Genomic DNA, 25,840 nt, shown 5'->3' with positions numbered 1-25,840 from the left:
CGCCGGTCAGCCCGAGGCGAGCTGGCGCCCCCGGTCGCGGGCGGCCTCGATGGCGGCCAGGAAGGCGGCGCGCACGCTGTGGCGCTCCAGCTCGGCGATGGCCGCGATCGTGGTGCCGCCCGGCGAGGTGACGGCCTCCCGCAGGATCACCGGGTGCTCACCGGAGTCGCGCAGCATCACGGCCGCGCCGACGATCGACTGGGTGACCATGTCGAGCGCGGCGGCCCGCGGCATGCCGAGCAGGATGCCCGCGTCGACCATGGCCTCGACCAGGTAGAAGAAGTAGGCGGGGCCGCTGCCGGACAGCGCGGTCGCGGCGTCCTGCTGGGACTCGGGGATGCGCAGCACCTTGCCGACCGGCTTGAGCAGGCCCTCGGTGAGCTTGAGGTGCTCCTCGCCGGCGTGCGCGCCCGCCGAGATCACGCTCATCGCCTCGTCGAACTTGATCGGCGTGTTGGACATGACCCGGACCACCGGCACCTCGACGCCGAGTCGCTGCTCGACGAACGCGGTGGTGATGCCGGCCGCCGCCGTGATGACCAGGCGGTCGGCCGGGACGTAGGGGGCGATCTCCGCCAGCAGGGTCGCCATGTCCTGGGGCTTGACGGCCAGGATCAGGGTGTCGGCCGACTTGGCCGCCTCGGCGTTGTCGACCGTGCGCACGCCGTACGTCTCGCGCAGCGCCTGCGCCCGCTCCGGACGGCGGCTGGTCGCCATGATGTCGCCCGGCTTGAACCCGGCGCGCAGCAGCCCGGACAGCAGGGCCTCGCCCATCTTGCCGGTGCCCAGAATCGCGATCATCTCGACCTCTCGAAGGGGAACGGACGCCGGCCCAGCCTACTAGCCCCGCGACAGCAGCGATCTGAGGAAGAACGCCAGGTTGCGGGGGCGTTCGGCCAGGCGGCGCATGAGGTAGGCGTACCAGTATGCGCCGTACGGGACGTACACGCGCACCTGGCCGCCCAGCCCGGCCAGACGGCGCTGCTCGCCGGGGCGCACGCCGTACAACATCTGGTACTCGAAGCCGTTGACGTCGCGGCCGTCGAGCACGGCCAGGGTGGAGGCGATCTGGATCATCCTGGGGTCGTGCGTGGCGATCATGGGGTAGCCGGTGCCCGCCATGAGGATCTTGAGGCAGCGGACGAACGAGCGGTCGACGTCGGCCGGCCTGCTGTAGGCGCCGGGGGCCGTGTAGGCGCCCTTGCAGAGCCGTACGCGGGCGCCGGCCAGCTTCTCGCAGCGTTCGAGCGCGTCGGGCAGGTACGCCTGGACCACGATCCCGACGTCGGGGTGCTCCTTGCGCAGGGTGGCGTGCACGAAGTGCAGGCCGCCGATCGTGTCGTGCTCCTCGGCGTCGAGCGTGACCGTGATGCCGCGGGCGGCCGCCGCCTCGCAGATGGTGGCCGCGTTGTCGAGCGCGACCTGCTCCGACAGCCGCAGCCCGAGCGCGGTCAGCTTGACCGAGGCGTCGCCGCCCGGCGGCAGCCGGTCGAGCAGCGACAGGTACTCGCGCACCGCCGCCTCGGCCTGTCTCCTGTCGGTCACCTCTTCGCCCAGGTGGTCGACGGTCACCAGCAGGCCCTCGTGGGACAACCCGCGGATGACCTCGCCGACGTCGTCGGCGACGTATCGCTTGACCACGTCCCTGGTCAGCGGCGATGTGGTGATGACGCGTTCGGCGCGTTCGCTCTTGGAGACGGCGAGCATTGCCTGACGGAGCACGTGACCCACACTAACCGCCCACTTCCCGGGTATATCGCTGAACCGCGGACCTGCCCTTTTCGTCTTATGGATATGCGCACAATGACGACAGCGACTCTTCTCGCCGGTTCTCTGGTGCTCGCGACGGGTTGTGCCACATCGCCGCCGGCCGCCCGTCCGCTGCCGCAGACGCCCGCCGAGCACGTCGTGACACCGGTCACCACCGCCCCCAGCAAGGCCCCCGAGCCGGTCAAGCCCACCGGCGACGCCATCAACGTGCACAAGGTCCGCTGGACCAAGGCCACGGCCGTCTCACGCGGCAAGCAGGTCAGGCTCACCTGGTGGTCGGGCGTGGAGCCGTGCACCGTGCTGGACAAGGTCAAGGTCAAGGAGACCGCCAAGAAGGTCACCATCACCCTGTACGAGGGCACGTCCCCCAAGGCCAAGGACGTGTCCTGCATCATGCTGGCTGTGGAGAAGACCACGACCGTCAAGCTCAAGCACGCCCTCGGCAAGCGCAAGCTCGTGGACGGCGCGAAGCCCTAACGCCAGACGTCCCCCTCGGCCGCCCTCCTCATGACCGCGAGGTGGGCGGCTTCCTCATGCCGGTGGAACCGCCGGGCGTCCGCCCCCGTTACGCCTGATGTGTGGAATCACCCCAGTTCGTGGGAATGCCGACGCGCTCATCGGGGTTGAGTCGGGTAGGCTCAAGTCGTTTGACAAAGACGACACGAATCCGTAGCTTGAGTCCAACCGACTCAACTTTGACTACAAGGACGTACTCATGGCACGTGCGGTAGGTATCGACCTTGGGACGACCAACTCCGTCGTCTCGATCCTCGAGGGCGGTGAGCCCACCGTCATCGCCAACGCGCAGGGCTCGCGGACCACGCCGTCCGTGGTCGCCTTCGCGAAGAACGGCGAGGTCCTGGTGGGCGAGGTCGCCAAGCGGCAGGCCGTCACCAACGTTGACCGGACGATCCGCTCGGTCAAGCGCGAGATGGGCACCAACTGGTCCCAGGAGATCGACGGCAAGAAGTTCTCCCCGCAGCAGATCAGCGCCTTCGTGCTGCAGAAGCTGAAGCAGGACGCCGAGGCGTACCTGGGCGAGAAGATCACCGACGCGGTGGTCACCGTCCCGGCCTACTTCAACGACGCCCAGCGCCAGGCCACCAAGGAGGCCGGCACGGTCGCGGGCCTCAACGTTCTGCGCATCATCAACGAGCCGACCGCCGCGGCCCTCGCCTACGGGCTCGACAAGGAGCAGGACCAGACGATCCTGGTCTTCGACCTCGGCGGCGGCACCTTCGACGTCTCGCTGCTCGACGTCGGCCAGGAGGACGGCCACGGCTTCGTCGAGGTCAAGGCCACCTCCGGCGACAACCACCTCGGTGGCGACGACTGGGACCAGCGCGTCGTCGACGAGCTGGTCAAGCGCTTCCAGAACGCCCACGGCGTCGACCTCGCCAAGGACAAGATGGCCCTCCAGCGCCTGCGTGAGGCCGCGGAGAAGGCCAAGATCGAGCTGTCCAGCCAGGCCGAGACCAACATCAACCTGCCCTACATCACCGCCTCCTCCGAGGGCCCGCTGCACCTCGACGAGAAGCTGACCAGGGCCGAGTTCCAGCGCCTGACGGCCGACCTGCTCGAGCGCACCAAGGGTCCGTTCCACCAGGTCATCAAGGACGCCGGCATCAAGGTCTCCGACATCGCGCACGTGGTGCTCGTCGGCGGCTCGACCCGCATGCCCGCCGTCACCGAGCTCGTCCGCGAGCTGACCGGCGGCAAGGAGCCCAACAAGGGCGTCAACCCCGACGAGGTCGTCGCCATCGGCGCCGCTCTCCAGGCCGGCGTGCTCAAGGGTGAGGTCAAGGACGTCCTCCTGCTCGACGTGACCCCGCTGTCGCTGGGCATCGAGACCAAGGGCGGCATCTTCACCAAGATCATCGAGCGCAACACGACGATCCCGACCAAGCGCTCGGAGGTCTTCACCACGGCCGAGGACAACCAGCCGTCGGTGCAGATCCAGGTCTACCAGGGCGAGCGCGAGATCGCCTCGTACAACAAGAAGCTGGCCACCTTCGAGCTGACCGGCATCGCCCCGGCGCCGCGCGGCATCCCGCAGATCGAGGTCACCTTCGACATCGACGCCAACGGCATCGTCAACGTCTCCGCCAAGGACCTGGGCACGGGCAAGGAGCAGACGATGACCATCACCGGCGGCTCCGCGCTGCCGAAGGACGACATCGAGCGCATGATGCGCGAGGCCGAGTCGTACGCCGAGGAGGACAAGAAGCGCCGCGAGGAGGCCGAGGTCCGCAACAACGCGGACGGTCTGGCCTACCAGACGGAGAAGTTCCTCCGCGAGAACGACGACAAGGTCCCCGGCGACATCAAGACCGAGGTCAACGACGCCCTGGCGGAGCTGAAGAAGGCTCTTGAGGGCACCGACACCGACGTCATCCGCACCTCCGCGGAGAAGCTCGCCACGGTCAGCCAGAAGATGGGCTCGGCCATCTACGCCGCCAGCCAGGGCCAGCAGGCCGGCCCCGAGGGCGCTCCGCAGGACGCCTCGGCCGGTCAGGGCGCCAAGGCCGACGACGACGTGGTCGAGGCCGAGATCGTCGACGAAGACCAGCCGAAGAAGGACCAGTGATGCCGGCGCGCGACAACGGGCACGAGGAGCCGGTGATCCGCGACAAGCGCAAGATCGACCCGGAGACGGGCGAGGTTCGGGAGACCTCGGGCGAGCAGCCCGAGGCGCCCGCCGAGCAGGCGCCGGCGGCGGCCCACGACGGTGAGCTGGCGGCCCAGCTCGCCGAGCGGACCGCCGACCTCCAGCGCCTCCAGGCGGAGTACACGAACTACCGCAGAAGGGTCGAGCGCGACAGGGTGGCGGTCCGCGAGCAGGCCGTCGCCGGCGCGCTGACCGAGCTGCTCCCCGTGCTCGACGACATCGGACGGGCCCGTGACCACGGCGAGCTGACCGGCGGCTTCGCGAAGGTGGCGGAGTCGCTGGAGTCGGTGCTCACCAAGCTGGGCCTCAGCGCCTTCGGCCAGAAGGGCGACCCGTTCGACCCGACGGTCCACGAGGCGCTGATGCACAGCTACTCGCCCGACGTGACCGAGCCCACCGCGATCGAGGTGCTGCAGCCCGGCTACCGGATGGGTGAGCGGGTGCTGCGCCCGGCGCGGGTGGCGGTGGCCGAGCCCGAGGACGCTCCTCCCGCGTCCAATGACGACGAAGCAAACTGACAAAAGGACGAAGGGCCGTAGATGAGCACCAAGGACTACCTGGAAAAGGACTACTACGCCGTCCTTGGTGTGCCCAAGACCGCCACCGCCGACGAGATCAAGAAGGCGTACCGGAAGCTGGCCAGGCAGTACCACCCGGACACCAACCAGGGCGACGCCGCCAAGGAGACCAAGTTCAAGGAGGTCTCGGAGGCGTACGACATCCTGTCCGACAGCAAGCGCCGCAAGGAGTACGACGAGGCGCGCACGCTGTTCGGGTCCGGGGTGGGCGGACAGCGCCCCGGCGGTGGCGGTTTCCCGTTCGACTTCGGCGACCTGTTCGGCGGCACCGCCGGCCAGCAGGGCGGGGGCGCCGGTGAGCGGCTCGGCGACCTGTTCGGCGGGCTGTTCAACCGCGGTGGGGCGGGGGGCTCCACCCGCACGACGAGCGCGACCAGACCGCGCCGCGGCCAGGACGTCGAGTCCGAGGTCACGCTCTCGTTCACCGAGGCCGTCGAGGGCACCACGGTCTCGCTCAGGCTGACCAGCTCGGCCGCCTGCACCGCGTGCAGCGGCACCGGCGCCAAGGCGGGCACGACCCCCCGGGTCTGTCCCACCTGCGAGGGCACCGGCGCGGCCAGCCGCAACCTGGGCAACTTCGCCTTCTCCGAGCCCTGCCGCGACTGCAAGGGCCGCGGGCTGCTCGTGGACGACCCCTGCCCCGTGTGCGAGGGCAACGGCCGGGCCAAGAGCACCCGCACGATCCAGGCCAGGATCCCCGCCGGCGTGGCCGACGGGCAGCGGGTCAAGCTCAAGGGCAAGGGCGCGCCGGGCGAGAACGGCGGCCCGGCCGGCGACCTCTACATCCTGACGCACGTCAAGCCGCACCACGTGTTCGGCCGGACGGGCGACAACCTCACGATCACGGTTCCCGTGACGTTCTCGGAGGCCGCGCTGGGCGCCGAGATCAAGGTGCCGACCCTCAAGGGCATGCCGGTGACCCTGCGCGTCCCGGCGGGCACGCCCAACGGCCGCACGTTCCGCGTGCGGGGCAGGGGCGTCACCCGCAAGGACGGCACCAAGGGTGACCTGCTCGCCAGCGTCGAGGTGCTCGTGCCGAAGACGCTCGACGACAAGTCGCGCGAGCTCCTCAACGAGTTCAACACCGCGACCGCGGGCGACGACCCGCGCGCCGATCTCATTCAGCGAGCCAGAAGCGAGTAGCCGATGGACGCCAACTATTTCGACCTGTCCGACGACACGCCTGTTTATGTGATTTCGGTGGCCGCGCAGCTCTCCGGGCTCCATCCGCAGACGCTGCGCCAGTACGACCGGCTCGGCCTGGTCAGCCCGGGCCGCACCGCCGGGCGCGGCCGCCTCTACTCCACAAGAGACATCATCCAGCTCCGCGAGGTCCAGCGGCTCTCCCAGGAGGAGGGCATCAACCTCGCGGGCATCAAGCGGATTCTCGAGCTCGAGAACGAAGCTCTGCGGCTGCGTGAGGAGGTTCACCGCCTGCGCGCCGAGATGCGGATGGTCCGGGCGCTGATCCGCTACGAGCTGCCACCGGGGGCCTAGGTTATGGACTACAAGCTCACCCAGAAGAGCCAGGAAGCTCTCTCGGGTGCCATGCGGCGAGCCGCCGCCGAGGGCAACCCGGAGATCTCTCCGGCCCATCTGCTCTCCACGCTGCTCTCCCAGACGGGCGGCACGGCCGTGCCGCTGCTCGAAGCGGTCGGCGCCGACTGGCGCACGCTGCGGGCGCGCGTCGAGGAGCAGCTCGCGGCGCTGCCGAAGGCTCAGGGCGCGACAGTGGGCGCGCCGTCGAGCTCGCGGCAGCTGCTCACCGTCATGAACACCGCCGCCCAGCACGCCAACCGCCTCGAAGACCTCTATGTCTCGACCGAGCACCTGCTCGTCGGCCTGGCGGCCGACGGCGGCCCGATGGCCGAGCTGCTCAAGTCGCAGGGCGCGACCCCGCAGGCGCTGCTCGACGCCTTCGAGAAGGTACGCGGCCACGCCCGCGTCACCAGCGAGACGCCCGAGGACACCTACCAGGCGCTGGAGAAGTACGGCGTCGACCTGACCGAGCGGGCCCGCGGCGGCGGCCTCGACCCGGTGATCGGCCGCGACTCGGAGATCCGCCGCGTGGTCCAGGTGCTCAGCCGCCGCACCAAGAACAACCCGGTGCTGATCGGCGAGCCCGGCGTCGGCAAGACCGCCGTCGTCGAGGGCCTGGCCCAGCGCATCGTGGCCGGCGACGTGCCCGAGTCGCTGCGCAACAAGCGGCTGATCTCGCTCGACCTGGGCGCGATGGTGGCCGGCGCGAAGTACCGCGGCGAGTTCGAGGAGCGTCTCAAGGCCGTCCTCTCCGAGATCAAGGAGAGCAACGGGCAGATCGTGACGTTCATCGACGAGCTGCACACCGTCGTCGGCGCGGGGGCCGCCGAGGGCGCCATGGACGCCGGCAACATGCTCAAGCCCATGCTGGCCCGCGGCGAGCTGCGCATGATCGGCGCGACCACGCTCGACGAATACCGCGAGCGCATCGAGAAGGACCCCGCGCTGGAACGCCGCTTCCAGCAGGTCTACGTGGGCGAGCCCACGGTCGAGGACACGATCGCGATCCTGCGCGGGCTCAAGGGCCGCTACGAGGCGCACCACCAGGTGCAGATCGCCGACGGCGCGCTGGTCGCCGCCGCCGCCCTGTCCGACCGCTACATCACCAACCGCTTCCTCCCCGACAAGGCCATCGACCTGGTCGACGAGGCCGCCTCGCGGCTGCGCATGGAGATCGACTCCCGTCCCGTCGAGATCGACCAGCTCCAGCGGAGCGTCGACCGCATGAAGATGGAGGAGCTGGCCCTGACGAAGGAGACCGACGAGGCGTCGGTCCAGCGGCTCGACCGCCTGCGCCAGGAGCTGGCCGACCGCCAGGAGGAGCTCAACGCCCTCGTCGGCCGCTGGGAGCACGAGAAGGCGGGGCTCAACAAGGTCGGCGAGCTGAAGAAGCAGCTCGACGAGGCCAGGGGCGCCGCCGAGCGGGCCCAGCGCGACGGCGACTTCGAGGCCGCCTCCCGGCTCATGTACGCCGAGGTGCCCCGGCTGGAGCAGGCCCTCCAGGCCGCCTCCGACGCCGCGCCGCCGGACAACGCCATGGTCAAGGAGGAGGTCGGCGCCGACGACATCGCCGAGGTCATCTCCTCCTGGACGGGCATCCCCGCCGGCCGCCTGCTGGAGGCCGAGACGGCCAAACTGCTGCGGATGGAGGAGGAGCTGGGCCGGCGGCTCATCGGCCAGCAGCAGGCCGTACAGGCCGTCTCCGACGCCGTGCGCCGCAGCCGGGCCGGCATCGCCGACCCCGACCGTCCCACGGGCTCGTTCCTGTTCCTCGGGCCCACCGGTGTGGGCAAGACCGAGCTGGCCAAGGCGCTGGCGGAGTTCCTGTTCGACGACGAGCGGGCGATGACCCGCATCGACATGAGCGAATACTCCGAGAAGCACAGCGTGGCCAGGCTCGTCGGCGCGCCTCCCGGCTACGTCGGCTACGAGGAGGGCGGCCAGCTCACCGAGGCCGTCCGGCGGCGGCCGTACACGGTGGTGCTGCTGGACGAGGTGGAGAAGGCGCACCCGGAGGTGTTCGACATCCTCCTCCAGGTGCTCGACGACGGACGGCTGACCGACGGCCAGGGCCGCACGGTCGACTTCCGCAACACGATCCTGATCCTGACCTCCAACATCGGCTCGCAGTTCCTGGTCGATCCGAAGCTGGAGAACGACGCCAAGCGCGAGGCCGTCATGGGGGCGGTGCGCGGCTCGTTCAAGCCGGAGTTCCTCAACCGGCTCGACGACGTCATCCTCTTCGACGCGCTCGGCTCCGAGGAGCTGGCCCAGATCGTCGACCTCCAGGTCGACCGCCTGGCCCAGCGGCTGGCCGACCGCCGCCTGACGCTGGAGGTCAGCCCGGCCGCCCGCGAATGGCTCTCGCTGACCGGCTACGACCCCCTGTACGGCGCCCGTCCGCTGCGCCGCCTGGTCCAGTCGGCCATCGGCGACAAGCTGGCCAAGGCCGTGCTGTCCGGCGAGATCGCCGACGGCGACAAGGTCCGGGTGGAGCTCGGCGACGACGAGCTGCTCATCCAGCGCGGCTGAGGCGGTGCCGTCGAGCCCGGAGATCCCCGCGGATCTCCGGGCTCCGGCATGTCATGCCAGGGTCATATCCCGTCGCCGCGGGGTAAGGTTCCCGCCACCCTTCGGACAAGCCGCACGCGACCGGCCGAACACGTGGCTAGCTTCGGCGTTCGTCAGATCACCGATTCCGATCAGAGGGACGTGCGGTGTCATCTCGTAAGATCCGAAGCATCCTCACGGTGGCCGTTCTGACCGTGGCCGTCACCTGGCCGGTCGCCGGTCCTTCGGTGGCCGACACCTGCCGGCCGCCTGCCGAGGCGGTCGCCTCGTACTGCGACGGCCACGCCAAGCTCCAGCTCAACGAGGGCAGGACGAACGGCCACCGGGTCGTCACCGAGGAGGTCGGCAAGCTGGCCATGGCCGCCGGTGACATGGCCAGGCGGCTCGGCCTGACGGGTCTGGCGGCCGCCAGGTCCGCCATGGGCCCGCTGGCCGACCTCGGCGGCGTCGGGGCGACGTGGGGCATGCCCTCGCTGAACAGCACCTCGCCCGCGCTGTTCCCCGCGGCCTCCGGCAACAGCGGGATGCGTGATCTGGCCACGACGCTGCAGGTGCCCGCGCTGCCCGCCCTCCCCGCGCTGCCGCAGACGCCCGTCGCGGCCCGGGTGCCGGCCGAGATGACGCTCGGCGAGAGGCCGACCACCCCCGCCTCGGCCCGCGCCGCGAAGTCGCCGGGCCGGGCGCGGCAGCCGGTGCGGGAGGTCGGCGGCGATCTGATCTCGAACCTGCTGCCCAGGGCCGTGGAGAGCATCGAGGGCGCGTCGACGCTGCCCGGCGGCTATCCCGCGATCGACGGCTTCAGCCGCCTGCTGCCCGGTCTCGACCTGCACTGAGCCAATGTGTCCGGGCGCGGGTCGTGCCTGCCGCGCCCGGCTTCCTCAACCGGAGGGGCCGTGGCCGCGCACTGTCGCGGCCCCTCCGGCCCGGCTTCGCGGGCACGCGACAAGCCGGGCCCCGCGCGGGGGCCCGCCGGCCGGCCCCCGCGACTAGGAGACGAGCTCGTCGAGCTCGTCCTCCGGAAGGCCGAGGTCGACCCTGATCCGGTATCGCGTCCGCAGCAGCGCCACCTGCTCGGGGTCGCCCTCCTCGCAGCCCAGCACGGCCTGGGTGGCCCATTCGAGGCCGCCCCGCAGATCGCCGTAGGCGACCAGGGTCTCCGCGATGGTGTGGGCCGTCGCCGTGGAGACGTCGCCCTCCGCGCGGATGGTCTCGATCAGCTCCCGGGCCTCGTCGGGCCGTTCGAGCTCGAAGAGGGTGTCGGCGATGCCCGCGCGCGGGTCGAAGCCCGCGTCGCCGCCGTCCTCCACGGCGCGCTGGAAACACTCCATCGCGCGTGCGGGCTGTCCCGCCGCTCGCCACTCCTCGGCGGCCAGGACGAGGATGGACGCCCTGGAGACGTCGCCGGACGAATAACCGAGCGCGACGTCGTAAAGCCGACTGGCCAAGGAACTGTGGTCGTCGGCCAGCAGGGCCTGCTCCAGCAGACGATCAAGGTGCTCTCGGGTCACATGCGCCACACCCGCGAGACTACCGAGCCGCCAGGCGGTTTGCCCGGTCAATGCGCATCGCCGGTCACATGCAAATTCGGCAACGTCTCGTCCAAGGCTGGTCACGCTGCGCGTGTATGTGCAGGTCAGCGGGCATATACGGCATGCTTTGCGGTACGCGGGCGGAGGGGGCTGTAATGGGCATGTCCAGGCAGATGACCTTCACGCTGGCTTGCGCCGTCGTTCTCTCGGCCCTCGGGCCCGGCGTGGCCGGGTATCTGTCGGCCCGGCTGGAGGCGATCCGCACGGCCGAACGCAACCTGCACGCGTTGCAGGCCAGGCTCGACGTCCGGCAGGCCCGGGACGTCCGGCCGGTGTCGTTCCCCCTGCCCTGCCTGCGTACGCCGGTGACGCCGCGCATCCAGCAGGTGCCCGAGGCGCGGCAGCGGGCCGCGCCCGGCGCCCGGCGGCCGGTCATCGCCGGTACGGCCCGGTGATCCGGCCGGCGACCACGGACCGCACGGCCCGGGCGAGCCCGAGCGCGACGCGGACCGGCCCACGCCTGTGGCGGGGATCGAAGGGGGCACTGCGCTTGAAGGCGGACGGCGGAAGATCGTACATCTTCACCTCCGGAAGACCCGTGACGGACAGTGACGATCGCTCGTCGCTGTCATGCCCAGATCTCGGTCAGCGTCCCCCCTCGCCCTCGGTCAGCACGTGCGGCGACCACGACTTGAGCTGACGCGACAGGAACCCCCGCATCAGGTGCTTGGCGGCGTCGATGATGTCGGGCGCGCCGGCGGGGTCGCGCCGGAAGGCCAGCTTGAGCACCGCGTCGCCGGCCTCGACCGCGACCAGCACGGCCAGGTCGAGCGTCTCGCTGTCGGCCAGGCCGAACTCCTTGAGCAGCAGGCCGCGCAGCCTGCCCGCGATGACCGTGTTGTTCTCGGAGTCGGAGTCGAGCAGGTTGAGGTCGACGACGTCGCCGAAGTGCAGGCTCCGGAAGCCGGGGACCGTGCGGTGCATGTCGACGTACTCGTCGATGATCGCGTCGACGGCCTCCCACCAGCCGCGGTACTCCTCCTCCATGAACCGCAGCCCCACCCGCGCCACGAACTGCTCGACGTTGCGCCGGGTGAGCTCCTGGGTGATGGCCCGCTTGTCGGGGAAGAACTGGTAGACCGAGCCGATCGCGACGCCTGCCCGCTCGGCTATGCGGGTGGTGGACAGGGCCTCGTAGCCGGTCTCGTCGAGGAGTTCGGCGCAGGCGTCGAGCATGCGCTCGACGCGCCGGGCGCTGCGGCGTTGGGCCGGCTGCCGCCGGAGAGCTTTGGGGTGGACGCAGTCATCATCCATTTGCGGCGAAGACACGGATTCATCTTCTCTCGTCTGCACGATCGTTACCTACTCATTTGCGGGATTTCTCGGATGACTGCCTGCCGGGTCGCCCGTGGCGAAATCCACGGGCCGGCATAACCGAATTTCCGTACTGGTCGGCGCGCCGGATCCGGCCCGGCGCGCGGCCCGCGGCCCAGCGCGGACGCCTGGTGGTCCGGCGCGGCTCCTGCGAGACGAGTCCCTGGATAACAACCCCGCCGATGATATGTTCGATAAACGTTCCCCGACGGGGACCGTCATATTGTTCGACACAATCCCGGCACACTATATTGCGAGACGATATTTCGCGAATAATCTTCAATTCGAGCGATATCTGCGCCGCCCGAGCCGGCGCCGCCGCATGAAGTGGGACGCCTGCCGCAGCCCCGGCCCGCCGAGGCTGGTGAAGGAGGCCGGCCGGTCGCGCGGCGCGGTGGAGGCGCCCTCCTCGAAGACCGCCGGCCGCACCCCGCCGGACTCGACCTGCCGCATGGCGACCTCCTATTGGACGGACTGTCCAGAGGATAGATCGATCATGGCCGCGCGGCCAGCCCCGAGCACGCGCGCAGCGCCTTCCAGTCGCTCACGGCCTGGGTCCTGGCCGTGCCCGTCATCGGGATCGGGATGCCGCCCTGGATCGTGGCCGGGGTCCACTGGTCCTTGAGCACCTTGCGGCCGTTGATCGTCAACGTCAGCACGCCCGTCCTGCCCGTGGTGCCCGGGGTGGAGTTGTAGAAGACGAAGTTGCCCATGCCGTAGCTGACGTAGGCGTTGTCCAGGTATCCGGCGCCGAGCAGGATGTGCGCGTGCCCGCCGACCACGACGTCGGCGCCCGCCGCGACCAGCTTGGGGGCGAGCGAGCGCTGGGCCTCGTTGGGGCACTTCTGCATCTCGGTGCCCCAGTGCAGGTGCACGATGACGGTGTCGGAGTTCTTGCGCGCCTGGCGTACCGCCTTCAGCAGGCTCGCCTCGTCCTTGGCCGAGGCCAGTCCGCCCTTGTCGGCCGTGGCCGTCCACGACTGGATGAACTCGGCGTCGAGCACCTGCGTCGCGCCGATGATCGCCACCCGGTTGCCGTTCACTGTCTTGCGGAAGGGTTTGTAGGCCTGCGCGGCGTTCGCCCCGATGCCCACGACGGGGAACTTGCTGCGCTTGATGGCCGCCAGCGAGTCGGCCAGGCCGCTCTCCATGTAGTCCATGCCGTGGTTGTTGGCCATGGAGGCGACGTCCACCCCGGCCGCCTTGAGCGCGTTGAACGCGGTCGAGGGCGCGCGGAAGGTGAACTGCTTGCCGGGCGCGGGCGTCCCGGCCGTGGTGATGGCGGTCTCCAGGTTGACCATCGTCAGGTCGGCCTTGCGCAGCACGTTCGCGATGGGCCCGAGGGCGGTGCCCGGGTTGGCGAGCCTGCCGCGCAGCACGCCCTCGAAGTGCACGTCGCCGCCGAAGGAGATGGTGAACGGCCGGCGCGCGGGCTTCGGCTTCGAGCTCGGCGACTCGGCCGCCTGCTGCTCGACCTGCTTGCTCTGCGGCTCTTTGTCAGGTGCCGACGAACATGCCGCGAGGGAGGCGGCGACGACCAGCACCGGTAGGACACGGGGGAGTCTCATCTACCGCCATTTCCGCTCGATCCAGACTTTTACGGATCGAGCATTCTATGGGCGGCAGATTAGGACTTGGTACCCATCAACCAGGTCAAAGCGGACCTGGTGGCGTCGTCCTTGGGGCTGTAGACGACGAGCCGCGTCTCCGGGGTGGCGGAGACGTTCAGGCTGGTCGTGCTGAAGCGGAGGTCGCCGGCGACCTCGTGCTTGAAGACCTTCACGCGGGGGCCCGGCTCGGCCACGTCCTGCCTGGCCCACATGCGGGCGAACTCGGCGCTCTCCGCGCTCAGCCGCCGCACGAAGTCCTGCCAGCAGGGGTCGTCGGCGTGCCGGCTGTAGGCGCCCCTGAAGACCGCGACCGCGCGCGGCAGCTCCGACTCGCGGTTGACGAGGGTGGTCGCGGCGTGCGGGTTGACGAACGTCTGCCACAACGAGTTCCGCTCGCCGTCCGGGGCCTCGACGACGTGCGGGAACAGGGTGGCGTAGGCGGCGTTCCAGGCCAGCAGGTCAGAACGGCTGTTGGTGACGGACGCGGGCATGTCGCCGAGCTGGTCGAGGATGCCCTGCATCTCGGGCGGCATGCGGCTGGCGTCGGCGACGGCGGGGGGCTCGGCCTGGCCGGTGAGCCGGTAGAGGTGCTGACGCTCGGCGTTGTCCAGCATGAGCGTACGGGCGACGGCGTCGATCACCTGGCCGCTGACGTTGATCGGCCGGCCCTGCTCCAGCCACGTGTACCAGGTGACGCCCACCCCGGCGAGCTGGGCGACCTCCTCGCGGCGCAGCCCCGGCGTACGCCTGCGGGGGCCCGGCGCGAGGTTCACCATCTCGGGGGTGATGCGCTCCCGGCGGGTCCGGAGGAACGCCGCCAGATCCGTACGTCTTGCCTCGGTCACGGTCACACCTCCACTATGGGGGCATCCGCGCACACTTATCCAGGTGCCGCCAATACCAGTATAAAGGGACTCTCGTTACTGGTATCGGATTCGCACAATAATGAAACACATGACCGAATCCGCCACTGTCACCACTCCTGTCCAGGTCACCCCACCGGACAGGGCCAAGGCCAGCGGTCTGCTCCTCGCAGTGATCCTCGTCGGGCAGTTCCTGGCCATCCTCAACGTCAACATCGTCAACGTGGCCACCCCGACCATCGAGGCGGACCTGCACTCCTCCGGCGCGGGGCTGCAGATGATCGTCGCCGGTTACACCATTGTCTATGCCGTCCTCTTGATCACCGGCGCCCGGATCGGCGACCTCTTCGGTTATCGCAACGCCTTCCTCGGCGGTCTGGCCGTGTTCACCGTCACCACGCTCGGCGCCGGCCTCGCGCCCTCGACGGGCTGGCTGATCGGCTTCCGCCTCGCCCAGGGCGCCGGCGCGGCCATGATGATGCCGCAGGTGCTGACCCTGATCCAGCGCAACTACCAGGGCGCGGCCCGCGGACGGGCGATCGGGCTCTGGTCACTGGTGATCAGCGGCGGCATCGTCGTGGGCCAGGCGCTCGGCGGCATCCTGCTCGGCTTCGGCGCCGGCTGGCGGGTGGTGTTCCTGGTGCTCGTGCCGGTCGGGGCGGTGCTGCTCGGCATCGGGTTCCGCGCCCTGCCCGCCGACGAGGGCGGCGGCAGGACCGGGCTCGACCCGTGGGGCCTGGTGACCCTGTCGGCGGCCGTGCTGCTGTTCGTGGTGCCGCTGGTGCTCGGACGTGACCTGGGCTGGCCCGTCTGGGGCTGGGTGTCGATGGGGCTCAGTGTCGTGATGTTCGTGGCGTTCGTCCGGGTCGAGCGCTGGGTGACCGGCCGGGGCGGGCGTCCGCTGGTGGACGCCAAGGTGCTGGCCGCGCCCGGCATGCGTCCCGGCCTGGCGATCCTGCTGTTCGGCCCGGCGACGTGGGGCGCGTTCCTGTTCACCTCGGCTTTGCACCTCCAGGGCGACCTGCACCTGTCCCCGCTCGGCTCGGGCATGATGCTGGTGCCGTGCGCGCTCGCCTTCGGCATCGTCGGCCTGCTGTGGCCGCGGCTGCCGGCTGGGCTGCAGCGCCCGCTCGTCCCGGTCGGCTACGTGGTGGCCGCGCCCGCCTACCTCGGCCTCGGCCTCGCCGCCGACGGCGGCGTCCTGTACGCCGTCATGAGCGCCCTCATCGGCGCCGGGCTCGGCGTGCAGGTGGCGGTGACCAACATGGCGACCGAGCAGGTGGATGGCGCGTACGCGGCGGACGCGAGCGGCGCGCTGCTCACCGTGATGCAGCTCGGCCAGGTCATCGGCGTCTCGACCGTGGGCACCCTGTTCATCTCGCTGAGCCAGGGCCACGGCACCGTCTCGGCCTCCCTCATGGCCGCCGTCGCGATGGCGGGCCTGGCCGTCCTGGCGGGCCTGAGCAGCCTCTTCCTGATCCGCCGCCGCTGACGTGCCAGCCGGCGGTGATCGACAGATCATCTGCTCGTCGGCCGCGCTCGTTCTGCCGCGCTGAACGCTGCGGCGGGCCGGTTTTGGAAGCCCTACGAGACGGAACAGGCCGACGAGCTCGTGCCGGGCCTCCTCGTGGGCGGCCCTGAAGGTTGTGTCGCCAACTCGTCAGGGCCGCTTGCTCACCCGGCGGCGGCCAGGGTCTGCAGGTCGAACTCGCCGTCACGCACCCCTGCGGTGAAGGCGGCCCATTCGGACGGCGTGAAGACGAGCACGGGGCCGTCCTCCACCTTGCTGTCCCGTAGGGCGACGTTGCCGTCTGCTGCTCGGCCCGTACGGCGAGTGGGCCGGCAAGGGCGACCTGTCGCTGCGCAAGCTGCTCGACCACCCGCACGGCCTGGACCTCGGCGCGCTGGAGCCCCGGCTGCCCGAGGTGCTGAAGACCGCCTCCGGCGTGATCGAGCTGGGCCCGCCGCAGCTCCTCGACGACGTCGAGCGCCTGCGCGGCGGGCTGGCGGCGGAGCCGCCGGACATCGTGCTGATCGGGCGGCGACACCTGCGCTCCAACAACAGCTGGCTGCACAATGTGGGCCCGCTGGTCGGCGGCACCAACACCTGCACGCTCCAGATCAACCCCGCCGACGTGGCCAGGCTGGGCCTGACCGGCCAGGCCGTGGTCACCTCGGCCACCGGAAGCCTCACGGTGACGCTGGAGCCCACCGACACGATCATGCCGGGCGTGGTGAGCCTGCCGCACGGCTGGGGGCACGCGGGCAGCACGCAGCAGGTGGCGGCCCAACACGCCGGTGTCAACACGAACGTGCTGACGGACGAATCCGCCCTGGATATCCCAAGTGGTAACGCAGTGTTCAACGGAGTTCCGGTCACGATTTCACCAACCGGGGTGATCACCGCACATTAGGGTGTCGCGCGTGACTATCGCGCCAGAAGAGGACCGCCTGTACGCCCAGATCGCGTTCGCCGTCGAGATCGACAAGTTGAAGCGGATCATCCGCCGCAACCATCTGATCGACGGGTCGCGGCGGGAGAACTCCGCCGAGCACTCCTGGTACGTGGGCACGCTGGCGATGGTCCTCGGCGAGCACGCCCCGCCCGGAACGGACCTGCAGCGGGTGGTGGCGATGTTACTCGTGCACGACCTGGTCGAGATCGACGCCGGCGACACCTTCGTCTACGACCATGTGGCGGTCGCCGCCCAGGCCGCCGCCGAGACCGCCGCGGCCGACCGCATCTTCGGCCTGCTCCCCGCGGAGCAGGGCGCCCGGCTGCGGGAGCTCTGGGACGAGTTCGAGGCCAGGCAGACGCCCGAGGCCAGGTTCGCCAAGGCGCTCGACCGGTTCGCGCCGATCCTGGCCAACCACCACACCGAGGGCGGCACGTGGCCGCTGTTCAAGGTGACGGCCGGCGAGGTCAGGGAGAAGGTGCGGATCATCCAGGAGGGATCGGCCTCTCTCGGCGCGTACGCGCTGGAGCTGGTAGAACTCTCCGTGGCCAGGGGACACCTCTCCGAGTGATCCCGTCAAGGCCGGGGTAGGGGACTTGTCGTGAAAGAGACAGTGCGAGCGAGACGTCGGCAATTGCGGGGTTTCGTCGGTCCGGTTGACCTCGCCGATCGACTTGAGAAGTCGAAGGCGATGGACAAACCGATCCGGGGGCTGGCCAAGGTCGTCCGCGAGCGCCTGCGTCAGGGCACTCTGCGCGACCTGCTGCACGGCGTGCCCACGGGGAAACCACTGCACCCGCCGCTGGCCACGGTCACGCTCGGCTGCTGGCTGTCGGCCGCCGTGCTCGACCTGGCCCACGCCGACCCCAGGGCGAGCAGGCTGCTCCTGGCCACGGGCATCGCCAACGCGCTGCCCACGGCGGCGGCCGGGCTGACCGACTGGTCCTCGCTCCACCGCGAGCAGCAGCGCGTGGGCTTCGTGCACATGGCCGCCAACATGACCGCCCTGGGCCTGATGTCGGCCTCGCTGGTGGCCCGGCTGCGCGGCGCCGAGCGGGCCGGGCGCGTGTTGTCCTACGTCGGGCTCGGGCTGGGCGGGCTGGGCGGCTACCTCGGCGGCCACATGGCCTACCGGCAGGCCGCGGGGGCCAACCACGCGCCGCAGGTCGCCCATCTCGTACCGCTGGGCTGGCACGACCTGTGCCCGCTCAAGGACCTGCCCGACGGCAGGCCGGTCGCGCGCCGGCTCGGCTACATCCAGCTCTTCGTGCTGCGCCAGGGCGACGGGGTGACCGTGCTGGCCGACCGCTGCCCGCACCTGGCCGGCCCGCTGCACCAGGGCCGGCTGGTCATGGAGGACGGCGAGGCGTGCGTGGTCTGCCCGTGGCACAGCAGCACGTTCCGGCTGGCCGACGGCTCGGTCAAGCACGGTCCCGCGACCGCGCCCGCGCCCATGTTCGAGACCCGCGTCCGCCGCGACGGCACGATCCAGGTACGGCCGGGATTGACCTGAACTTAACTTGAGGTCCTACCGTCGGGGCCATGAGCAAAATTCTGGTGACCGGCGCGACCGGCAATGTGGGCAAACATGTGGTCTCCCAGCTCGCGGAGGCGGGCCTGGACGTGCGGGCCCTGGTCAGGAACCCCGACAAGGCCCGGCTCCCCGAGGGCGTGGAGGCCGTGCGCGGCGACCTGACCGTGCCCGAGACCCTTGAACCGGCGCTGCGGGACGTCGAGAGCGTCTTCCTGCTGTGGCCCGGCTACTCCGAGGCGGCGACCGCGGGCGCGGTGACGGCCCTCGCCAGGCACGCCCGCCGCGTGGTCTACCTGTCCGCCGACGTCGAGGACCTGGCCGACGGCGAGGAGCCGACGCTGTTCCACCAGAGTGTCGAGCGGCTGATCCGGCATTCCGGCCTCGCCTGGACGTTCCTGCGGCCCGGCGGCTTCGCCGCCAACACGCTGGGCTGGGCCGCCCAGATCCGGCAGGGCGTCGTGCGCTGGCCGTTCGGGCAGGCGGTCAGGGCGCTGATCCACGAGAAGGACATCGCCGCGGTGGCCGCGCACGTGCTCACCTCGGCCGGCCACACGGGCGGCAAGTACGTGCTCTCCGGCCCCGAACAGCTCACCCAGGCCGAGCAGGTGCGGATCATCGGCGAGGCGGCCGGGCACGAGGTGCGCTGGGAGGAGCAGCCGCTGGACGAGGCCCGCGAGCACCTGACGGCCGCCTGGGGCGATCCCGGGTTCGTGGAGGCCGCGCTGAAGGGCTGGGGGGCGGCGGTGCACAACCCCGAGCGGGTGACCGACACGGTGGAGCGGCTGCTCGGCCGGCCCGCGCTGACCTTCCGTCAGTGGGCCGAGGACCACGTGGCGGACTTCCGCTAGTCGTCGCCTGCGGCTTCGTCGGCCGGATGCTCCACGAGGGCGAGGATCCGGCTGGACATGAAGCGGGCCGTGCGCACCGGCGTGCCGCTCCGGGTGACCTCGCTCACCTCCACCAGCCCGCGCCGGTTGGCCACCTCGACGCGCCGGCCCGCGCGGGTGGCCGTGACCTCGTAGGTTCGCGGGGAGCCGCCCGCGTCGATGACGATCTCCACCCGATCACCCTTCATGTACTGATTTATACCCACTTAGGCCGGTATTTATCCGTACATGTGTTTGAGTTATTCTTCGGGGTTCTTCGGCGCGGGCGGGGTGAACAGCCCGCCCAGCCCTTCCAGCACCTTGCCCATCTCCGAGGGCACGATCCAGACCTTGTTGGCGTCGCCCTTGGCGATCTCGGGCAGGGTCTGGAGGTACTGGTAGGCCAGCAGTCGCTGGTCGGGCTTCCCGTCGTGGATGGCCTTGAAGACCATGCCGATCGCGTCCGCCTGGCCCTTGGCGCGCATGGCCTGGGCCTCGGCGTCCGCCTGCGCCCGCAGCACGGCCGCCTCCGCCTCGCCCCTGGCGCGCAACACGGCGGCCTGCTTGTCGCCCTCGGCGGCCAAGATCGCCGCCTGGCGCTGCCCCTCGGCGGCCAGCACGGCGGCGCGCTTGTCCCGGTCGGCGCGCATCTGCTTCTCCATCGAGTCCTGGATGGAGACGGGCGGGTCGATGGCCTTCAGCTCCACCCGGTTGACCCGGATGCCCCACTTGCCGGTGGCCTCGTCGAGGCTGCCGCGCAGCTCGGTGTTGATCTCCTCGCGCGAGGTCAGCGTGCGTTCCAGGTCCATGCCGCCGACCACGTTGCGCAGCGTGGTGACGGTGAGCTGCTCGACGCCGATCAGGAAGTTCGCGATCTCGTACGTGGCGGCCTTGGGGTTGGTGACCTGGAAGTAGATCACCGTGTCGATCGACACCACCAGGTTGTCGGACGTGATCACCGGCTGCGGCGGGAACGAGACCACCTGTTCCCGCAGGTCGATCAGGCCCTTGATGCGGTCGACGAACGGGACCACCATGTTGAGCCCGGGCGTCAGCGTGCGGTGGTAGCGGCCCAGCCGTTCGATGACGGCGGCCGTGGCCTGCGGGATGATGCGGATGCTGCGGGCCACCACGAAGCCCATCGCCGCGACCACGACGAGGGCGACGACGAGCTGCTCGGTCGACATGGCGAAGCTCCGGAGTCGAGGGGACCGACTCGGTGCATGATATTTCGTTTCACCTTTAGGCGACCGATATCCGCATAAATGGTGATCCAGTGAGGTCAGTGTGCCCGGGCGTACCAGCGGCCCTCGGCGCTCCGGTCGAGCGTCAGCGGCACCCCGAACGTACGGGACAGGTTGTCGGCCGTCATCACGTGGTCGAGCGGCCCCTCCGCCACCACGGACCCGTGCCGCAGCAGCAGGCCGTGCGTGAACCCGCTCGGCACCTCCTCGACGTGATGCGTCACCAGCACCAGCGTCGGCGAGCGGTAGTCGCCGGCCAGCGCCGACAGCCGGCGCACCAGGTCTTCCCGGCCGCCCAGGTCGAGGCCGGCGGCCGGCTCGTCGAGCAGGAGGATCTCGGGGTCGGGCATGAGCGCGCGGGCGATCTGCACCCGCTTGCGCTCGCCCTCCGACAGGGTGCCGAACCGCCGCCTGATCAGGTGGGCCGCGCCCATCATGTCGATCAGCTCGACGGCCCTGGTCACGTCGTTGGAGTCGTACTCCTCCGTCCAGCGGCCCATGATGGCGTACGAGGCGGTCAGGACGAGGTCGATGACCTTCTCCTCCGGCGGGATGCGCTCGGCCAGCGCGGCGCTCGCCAGCCCGATGCGCGGCCGCAGGTCGAACACGTCGGTCTGCCCCAGCCGCTCCCCCAGCACCTCGACCACGCCCTCGGTCGGATAGAGCAACGTCGCGGCGACCTGCAACAACGTGGTCTTGCCCGCGCCGTTGGGACCGATGACGACCCAGCGCTCGTCCTCGTTGACCGTCCAGTCGATGCCGCGCAGCAGGGCCGCTCCGTCGCGCCTGACGGCGACGTCCTGGAGCCGCAGCACCTGACCACCCATCCCCGTTCCCTCCCTTGGAGTCACCCTGGGGACAAACCTATTGCAGGGCGAGCGCTTATCGTGGATCGGTGCACCCTGAATCACCTGTCTGTCCCTCGCTCGTCGCCTGGGGCAACGCGTGGCTCTCCGGTCACGTCGGCCTCGACGAGGCGGCTGACCACGTGGAAGCCGTCGCGGGGCCTGTCGTCGCCGGTGACGTGCCGCTGCGTAAATACCTCGCAAACCTGCGGTCCGACGGCCTGCACGAGTTCCGGCTCGCCCTTCCCGCGCCCGGCGACCCGCTCGGGCTGTCCGGGCCGGCGACGTTCAACTCCTCCGCCGTCGACGCCGGGCAGGCCGCGGTCGCCGTGCTGCGCGACCGGCGGCTCGGCCTGGTGCCCGTCCCCGACCGGCGCGGCTCCTCGTACGTGGGGACCCGCCTGGAGGTGCACGACGCCGGGCCCGTACGCCAGGACCTGCCCTCGCTGGCCGAGGCCGAGCACGAGCTGTCGTCGGCCATGCGCGCCGCCACCGAGGCGCTGACCGGCGTCGAAGGCCCGGCCCAGGCCCGGCCCGACCAGCCCCGGCGCGGCGGCGAGCTGGCCCCCGGCTACCCGGCCCGCGCCCACCGCGTCTCCACGCTGGCCACCCGGCTGGCCGCCGTCCTCGTCCTGGCCGACGACCGCGGGCTCACCTCGACGCAGGTCGCGGCCAGGGCCACGGCCCTGCGGGAGCTAGACCGGGCCGTCCGCCGCGCCCTGGTCGCCGCTCATCACGCCATCTTCGAGCCGGTACGCCACTCGTAGGCGGCTCAGGACCCGGCCTCCTCCTTCGGCCTCCAGACGCGGATGACCTTGTCCTTGCCGGCCGACACGACGACCGGGCCGCCGTCCGAGGGGACGATCCCGACCGCGTACACGCCGCGCTTGTGGGCCTTGACCGGTTTGCCCAGAGGCTTGTGCGTGTCGGGGTCCCAGAGCCGGATGGTCCCGTCGGTCGAGCCGGACAGCAGGACCGTGCGGCCGCCCAGCGTGCCGAAGGACAAGGAGTAGATGATCTTCTTGTGACCCGGCAGGGGCGAGCCGATGGTCTTGCCGGTCTTCGGGTCCCAGATCCGGATCTTCCGGTCCTTGCCGCCGGACGCGACCACCGTCCGGTCTCCGAGCCTGCCGGTGGTCACCGCGTACACGCCCTTCGTATGACCCTTGTACGCCTTTCCGTACGGCTTGTGGCGGGCCACGTCCCACAGGCGCAGGGTCGCGTCCTCGCCGGCCGAGACGACGATCGCGCGGTCTCCGAGGTGGGTGGCGTTGAGCCAGTTCACGGAGGTGCGGTGGGCCTTGACGGCCCTGCCGGTGGCCTTGCGCCTCTTCAGGTCCCAGAAGCGCAGCCAGCCGTTGGCGTCCCCGGTCACGGCGATCCACTTGCCGCCCGCCTTGGTCAGCGCGACCGAGTAGACGGCGTCACCGTGCCAGCCGAGGACCTTGCCCTTGTGCGTCTTGAGGTTCCACAGGCGGACGCTGCCGTCGTAGCCCCCGGACACCGCCATGGGCGTCTTGCCCATCATGACGGCGGCCACGGCGTACACCTCCTCGCTGTGGCCCCTCATGGTGGCCAGCGGCTTGTGCCTGCCCAGGTCCCACAGGCGGACCCGGCCGTCCTGGCCGCCGGACACCAGCCAGGTCCTGCCGTCGCCCAGGGACAGGGCGGAGATCGTCTGGACGCCCTTGGTGTGGCCCTTGAGCGACTTGCCGTCCTGCTTGCCGATGGCGGCGACGGCCTGCGGCGGGACCGTCTGTGTGGGCATGGGGGTGACGGTGGGGCTCGGGACCGGCGTGGACGGCGGGGTGGCGGTGCCGGGCAACGTGGACGGCGGGGTGGCGGTGGCGGGCAGCGTCGCCGTGGGCTGGACAGTGGGCAGACCGGGGCTCGGGGCCAGCAACGTGGTGGCCTCGGCCGCCGCGCCCGGGCTCGGCGGGTTTTCCGGGCCGAACATCCTCGGCCCCAGGAACAGCACGCCGCCGGCCAGCGCGAGCGCCACGGCGAGCGCGCTGGACACCATGATCGCGCGCCTGCGCCTGGCCCTGACCTCACCGGGCGGTACGACGGCGGGGGCGTGCCTGAAGAACGCGTCGTTGCCGCTCCCGGCCGGCGCCTGCCGCGGGCCCATGGGGTACGGCGGCGGCAGCCGCGGCGGCTGCCCGTAGGGTCCGGCAGGCGCCTGCCGGACGTATCGCGTGACCCCCTCCTGCCCACCGCCCGCCCCAGCCCCTCCGAACGGCGCCACGGGACCAGCCGCCCCTCCCCCGGCCCCACCCGCCCCAGGCCCACCGGACGGCACCCCGGGACCAGCAGGCCCTCCCCCGGCCCCACCCGCCCCAGGCCCACCGAACGGCGCCTTTGGACCGGCCGGCCCTCGCCCGGCCCCACCCGCCGCGGGCCCGCCTTGGACGGCCGGGCGGGCGGCGGGCGGCGGCGGGGTGTAGGACGCCCCGGACGGATTGGCCCATCCGGTCGGCGCGGGCGCCTCCTGCGGCCCCCGAGCCCCTACGGGCCCCGGATCCCTCACCCCGCCGGCGGGCGCGGGCCCCGACGGCCCGGCGCCCGAGGGCCGGGAACCCGAAGCGAAAGGACCCGAAGGCGGCGGGACCGAAGGGCCGGGGCCGTCGGCGGCGGGGTGGGGGTGGTCGGCGGCGAGATGGAGGCCGTCGGCGGCGGGTTGGGGGTGGTCGGCGGCGAGCTGGGAGCCGGTGTTGAGGGCGACCTCGGCGTCCCGTTGGGCCGCCGCCCCCTGGTTCTCCAGCAGGGCGAACAGCGCGTCCGCCGCCGTGGGCCGGTCCTCGGCGCGCTTGCTCAGGCACGCCTGCACCAACGGCCGCAGCTCGCCGGGCAGCGCCGACAGATCCGGCTCCTCGTTCATCACCCGGTAGATGACCGCGGGCAGGCTGTCCTGGCCGAACGCGGGCCGCCCGGTGGCGGCGTACAGCATGGTGAGCGCCCAGCTGAACATGTCGCCGGCGGGCCCCACCCGCTCGCCCGAGATCTGCTCGGGCGACATGTACGCCGGCGTCCCGACCACCCCGCTGCTGATCGTCATCGCCGAGTCCAGCGCCCTGGCGATGCCGAAGTCGATCACGCGCGGCCCGTCGGGCCCCAGCAGCACGTTGCTCGGCTTGAAGTCCCTGTGGACGATCCCGGCCCGGTGGATGGCGGCCAGCGCGGTGACGGTGCCGACGGCCAGCCGGTACAGCGCCCCGCCCTGGCGCGGCCCCTCCCGCTGCACCACGACCTGGAGCGACACCCCGTCGACCAGCTCGCTCACGATGTACGGCTGCTCGCCGTCCAGGTTGGCCCCCAGCACCTGCGCGGTGCAGAACTGGGCGACCCGGCGCGCGGCGGCGACCTCGCGCAGGAACCGCTCCCCGTCGAGTCCGGGCCGGTCGAGCAGCGTGTTCAACAGCTTGATCGCGACAAGCCGCCCGTCGGGCCCCGCCGCCTTGAAGACGACCCCCTGGGCCCCCTTGCCGAGGCGCTCCAGCAGCCGGTAGGCGCCCAGAGATCGCGGATCGCCGGGCTGTAATGGGTGCGTCTCCGGCACCTGGTCCTCCCCTTGCGCTGAGACCCCCGATCGAAGCGTGATGAACCATGCGAAAAGCCCGCAAGCCATCCCAAGTCACGAAAGATCATCGCTCTTTGCGAAAAATTTGCCCTACGTAATAATCACGGAGAAGATCGGGGATTTCCAGCACCGTACGGGGAGCCGTCACATGCGCAAGAGCTTCAGCCTGTTCTTAGTCAGCGGCCTGGCCGCCGTGCCGTTGGTGGCCCCGGCCCAGGCAGAGGCCATGACCACCACGACCGCGACCACCGCGACGACGCGGGCCGTCGCCGCCAGGGCCAAGCCGTTCTCGAACTTCAAGATCTCCGTTAAGTACAACAACCGCACCAGAAGCGGCGGAAAGATAACTTACTACCTCAAAGCGAAGAATCTGGGGCCGTACTACGCCGACTATTACTGGATCGGCGGACAGGTGCCCAAGGGCGTGGTGCCCACGCTGCGCTGGGGGGCGTCGAAGGGCACGAAGTGCACCTGGGAGGGCCGCTGGTTCTGGTGCTGGGGCAAATTCGTCCTGCCGAAGGGCAAGACGGACTGGCTGAACTTCCAGGTCACCCTGAAGAAGGGCACCAGGGGCGTGGCCGTCGCCAAGCTCGGCGTCATCGCGTACGACGTCGACCAGGGCATGGAGAACATCGACAAGGAAGAGCTCAAGCGCCTCGGCATCAAGGGCTACTCCTGGCTCAGGACGGCCAAGACCAAGATCGTGGTGCCGCCGCGCAAGCCCACCAAGCGCTGGACGCCGCCGCCGCCCGTCAAGGAGTACAACCCGCCGGCCAGCCACGAGGAGTCCAACCAGAAGAAGGACACCTGACC

The 25,840-nt window shown here is 70.8% G+C and carries 26 protein-coding genes and 1 pseudogene; 15 read left to right on the top strand and 12 right to left on the bottom strand.

Going from position 1 to position 25,840, the window contains the following annotated elements; genetic code table 11:
* Window positions 1-6 precede the first annotated feature (6 nt).
* Complete coding sequence (proC, locus tag ACWEJ6_RS13560; protein ID WP_352357328.1) at window positions 7-801, bottom strand: pyrroline-5-carboxylate reductase; 795 nt, start codon at window positions 799-801, stop codon at window positions 7-9.
* 39 nt (window positions 802-840) lie between these two features.
* Complete coding sequence (locus ACWEJ6_RS13555) at window positions 841-1,722, bottom strand: proline dehydrogenase family protein (protein ID WP_452423746.1); 882 nt, start codon at window positions 1,720-1,722, stop codon at window positions 841-843.
* An 81-nt stretch (window positions 1,723-1,803) separates the two neighbouring features.
* Between ACWEJ6_RS13555 and ACWEJ6_RS13550 the strand changes: the two genes are divergently transcribed.
* From ACWEJ6_RS13550 to ACWEJ6_RS13520, 7 genes and pseudogenes are all read left to right on the top strand, one after another.
* Entirely contained in the window at window positions 1,804-2,247 is a 444-nt protein-coding gene (locus tag ACWEJ6_RS13550; protein WP_452423744.1) for a hypothetical protein, read from the top strand.
* 238 nt (window positions 2,248-2,485) lie between these two features.
* Entirely contained in the window at window positions 2,486-4,357 is a 1,872-nt protein-coding gene (gene dnaK, locus ACWEJ6_RS13545) for a molecular chaperone DnaK (protein WP_364327391.1), read from the top strand.
* A complete protein-coding gene (gene grpE, locus ACWEJ6_RS13540; RefSeq protein ID WP_387677992.1) occupies window positions 4,357-4,956 on the top strand; it encodes a nucleotide exchange factor GrpE in 600 nt (199 codons plus the stop codon). The genes dnaK and grpE overlap by 1 nt, the downstream gene beginning before the upstream one ends.
* Window positions 4,957-4,977: 21 nt before the next feature.
* Window positions 4,978-6,159 (top strand): molecular chaperone DnaJ, encoded by a 1,182-nt coding sequence (gene dnaJ, locus ACWEJ6_RS13535; RefSeq protein ID WP_387677989.1) that lies wholly within the window; start codon window positions 4,978-4,980, stop codon window positions 6,157-6,159.
* 3 nt (window positions 6,160-6,162) lie between these two features.
* A pseudogene (locus ACWEJ6_RS13530) lies at window positions 6,163-6,486 on the top strand (heat shock protein transcriptional repressor HspR); the annotation flags it as partial.
* A gap of 30 nt (window positions 6,487-6,516) precedes the next feature.
* A complete protein-coding gene (gene clpB / locus ACWEJ6_RS13525; RefSeq protein WP_352357342.1) occupies window positions 6,517-9,087 on the top strand; it encodes an ATP-dependent chaperone ClpB in 2,571 nt (856 codons plus the stop codon).
* 218 nt (window positions 9,088-9,305) lie between these two features.
* Window positions 9,306-9,959 carry a hypothetical protein gene (locus tag ACWEJ6_RS13520; RefSeq protein WP_452423741.1) on the top strand — a complete coding sequence of 218 codons (654 nt, stop codon included), beginning with the start codon at window positions 9,306-9,308 and terminating at the stop codon, window positions 9,957-9,959.
* 153 nt (window positions 9,960-10,112) lie between these two features.
* Here ACWEJ6_RS13520 and ACWEJ6_RS13515 read toward each other — a convergent pair whose 3' ends face one another.
* A complete protein-coding gene (locus ACWEJ6_RS13515) occupies window positions 10,113-10,643 on the bottom strand; it encodes a tetratricopeptide repeat protein (RefSeq protein WP_352357346.1) in 531 nt (176 codons plus the stop codon).
* A gap of 173 nt (window positions 10,644-10,816) precedes the next feature.
* Here ACWEJ6_RS13515 and ACWEJ6_RS13510 point away from each other — a divergent pair, with 173 nt between their 5' ends.
* Window positions 10,817-11,110: a hypothetical protein gene (locus tag ACWEJ6_RS13510; RefSeq protein ID WP_358290353.1), complete on the top strand. Its 294-nt coding sequence runs from the start codon at window positions 10,817-10,819 to the stop codon at window positions 11,108-11,110.
* 190 nt (window positions 11,111-11,300) lie between these two features.
* Here ACWEJ6_RS13510 and ACWEJ6_RS13505 read toward each other — a convergent pair whose 3' ends face one another.
* From ACWEJ6_RS13505 to ACWEJ6_RS13490, 4 genes are all read right to left on the bottom strand, one after another.
* Window positions 11,301-11,891 (bottom strand): TetR/AcrR family transcriptional regulator, encoded by a 591-nt coding sequence (locus ACWEJ6_RS13505; protein WP_387678343.1) that lies wholly within the window; start codon window positions 11,889-11,891, stop codon window positions 11,301-11,303.
* 417 nt (window positions 11,892-12,308) lie between these two features.
* Complete coding sequence (locus ACWEJ6_RS13500; RefSeq protein ID WP_452423738.1) at window positions 12,309-12,482, bottom strand: hypothetical protein; 174 nt, start codon at window positions 12,480-12,482, stop codon at window positions 12,309-12,311.
* 41 nt (window positions 12,483-12,523) lie between these two features.
* Window positions 12,524-13,597 (bottom strand): CapA family protein, encoded by a 1,074-nt coding sequence (locus tag ACWEJ6_RS13495; protein ID WP_452423736.1) that lies wholly within the window; start codon window positions 13,595-13,597, stop codon window positions 12,524-12,526.
* 59 nt (window positions 13,598-13,656) lie between these two features.
* Entirely contained in the window at window positions 13,657-14,484 is an 828-nt protein-coding gene (locus tag ACWEJ6_RS13490) for a helix-turn-helix transcriptional regulator (protein ID WP_387677976.1), read from the bottom strand.
* 109 nt (window positions 14,485-14,593) lie between these two features.
* On the opposite strand from ACWEJ6_RS13490, the gene ACWEJ6_RS13485 reads away from it, so the two are divergent.
* Window positions 14,594-15,994: an MFS transporter gene (locus ACWEJ6_RS13485; RefSeq protein ID WP_397154657.1), complete on the top strand. Its 1,401-nt coding sequence runs from the start codon at window positions 14,594-14,596 to the stop codon at window positions 15,992-15,994.
* Window positions 15,995-16,176: 182 nt separating this feature from the next.
* Here the strand turns inward: ACWEJ6_RS13485 and ACWEJ6_RS13480 are convergent, their stop codons facing one another.
* Entirely contained in the window at window positions 16,177-16,284 is a 108-nt protein-coding gene (locus ACWEJ6_RS13480; RefSeq protein WP_452423733.1) for a DUF397 domain-containing protein, read from the bottom strand.
* 143 nt (window positions 16,285-16,427) lie between these two features.
* On the opposite strand from ACWEJ6_RS13480, the gene ACWEJ6_RS13475 reads away from it, so the two are divergent.
* From ACWEJ6_RS13475 to ACWEJ6_RS13460, 4 genes are all read left to right on the top strand, one after another.
* Entirely contained in the window at window positions 16,428-16,916 is a 489-nt protein-coding gene (locus ACWEJ6_RS13475; protein ID WP_452423731.1) for a molybdopterin dinucleotide binding domain-containing protein, read from the top strand.
* A gap of 1 nt (window position 16,917) precedes the next feature.
* A complete protein-coding gene (locus ACWEJ6_RS13470; RefSeq protein WP_352319099.1) occupies window positions 16,918-17,529 on the top strand; it encodes an HD domain-containing protein in 612 nt (203 codons plus the stop codon).
* Window positions 17,530-17,649: 120 nt separating this feature from the next.
* Entirely contained in the window at window positions 17,650-18,471 is an 822-nt protein-coding gene (locus ACWEJ6_RS13465; RefSeq protein ID WP_352357371.1) for a Rieske 2Fe-2S domain-containing protein, read from the top strand.
* Between the two features lie 29 nt (window positions 18,472-18,500).
* A complete protein-coding gene (locus tag ACWEJ6_RS13460; protein ID WP_387677963.1) occupies window positions 18,501-19,340 on the top strand; it encodes an NAD(P)H-binding protein in 840 nt (279 codons plus the stop codon).
* Here the strand turns inward: ACWEJ6_RS13460 and ACWEJ6_RS13455 are convergent.
* From ACWEJ6_RS13455 to ACWEJ6_RS13445, 3 genes are all read right to left on the bottom strand, one after another.
* Entirely contained in the window at window positions 19,337-19,567 is a 231-nt protein-coding gene (locus ACWEJ6_RS13455; protein WP_352319104.1) for a hypothetical protein, read from the bottom strand. The genes ACWEJ6_RS13460 and ACWEJ6_RS13455 overlap by 4 nt on opposite strands.
* 51 nt (window positions 19,568-19,618) lie before the next feature.
* Window positions 19,619-20,545 carry an SPFH domain-containing protein gene (locus tag ACWEJ6_RS13450; RefSeq protein WP_452423728.1) on the bottom strand — a complete coding sequence of 309 codons (927 nt, stop codon included), beginning with the start codon at window positions 20,543-20,545 and terminating at the stop codon, window positions 19,619-19,621.
* Window positions 20,546-20,640: 95 nt separating this feature from the next.
* Window positions 20,641-21,429, bottom strand: coding sequence for an ABC transporter ATP-binding protein (locus ACWEJ6_RS13445; protein ID WP_452423726.1), 789 nt, complete (start codon window positions 21,427-21,429; stop codon window positions 20,641-20,643).
* A 68-nt stretch (window positions 21,430-21,497) separates the two neighbouring features.
* Here ACWEJ6_RS13445 and ACWEJ6_RS13440 point away from each other — a divergent pair, with 68 nt between their 5' ends.
* Window positions 21,498-22,214, top strand: coding sequence for a hypothetical protein (locus ACWEJ6_RS13440; RefSeq protein ID WP_452423724.1), 717 nt, complete (start codon window positions 21,498-21,500; stop codon window positions 22,212-22,214).
* Between the two features lie 5 nt (window positions 22,215-22,219).
* Here the strand turns inward: ACWEJ6_RS13440 and ACWEJ6_RS13435 are convergent, their stop codons facing one another.
* Window positions 22,220-25,006 carry a serine/threonine-protein kinase gene (locus tag ACWEJ6_RS13435; RefSeq protein WP_452423722.1) on the bottom strand — a complete coding sequence of 929 codons (2,787 nt, stop codon included), beginning with the start codon at window positions 25,004-25,006 and terminating at the stop codon, window positions 22,220-22,222.
* Window positions 25,007-25,175: 169 nt separating this feature from the next.
* Here ACWEJ6_RS13435 and ACWEJ6_RS13430 point away from each other — a divergent pair, with 169 nt between their 5' ends.
* The gene (locus ACWEJ6_RS13430; RefSeq protein ID WP_452423720.1) at window positions 25,176-25,838 is read left to right on the top strand and encodes a hypothetical protein; all 663 of its coding nucleotides are present in this window, start codon (window positions 25,176-25,178) and stop codon (window positions 25,836-25,838) included.
* The last annotated feature ends 2 nt before the right edge of the window (window positions 25,839-25,840 follow it).

The sequence above is a fragment of the Nonomuraea sp. NPDC004702 genome (assembly GCF_053601695.1).
Note: the sequence above shows the minus strand (reverse complement) of the source record. Positions and strands in the feature narration are given on the sequence as shown.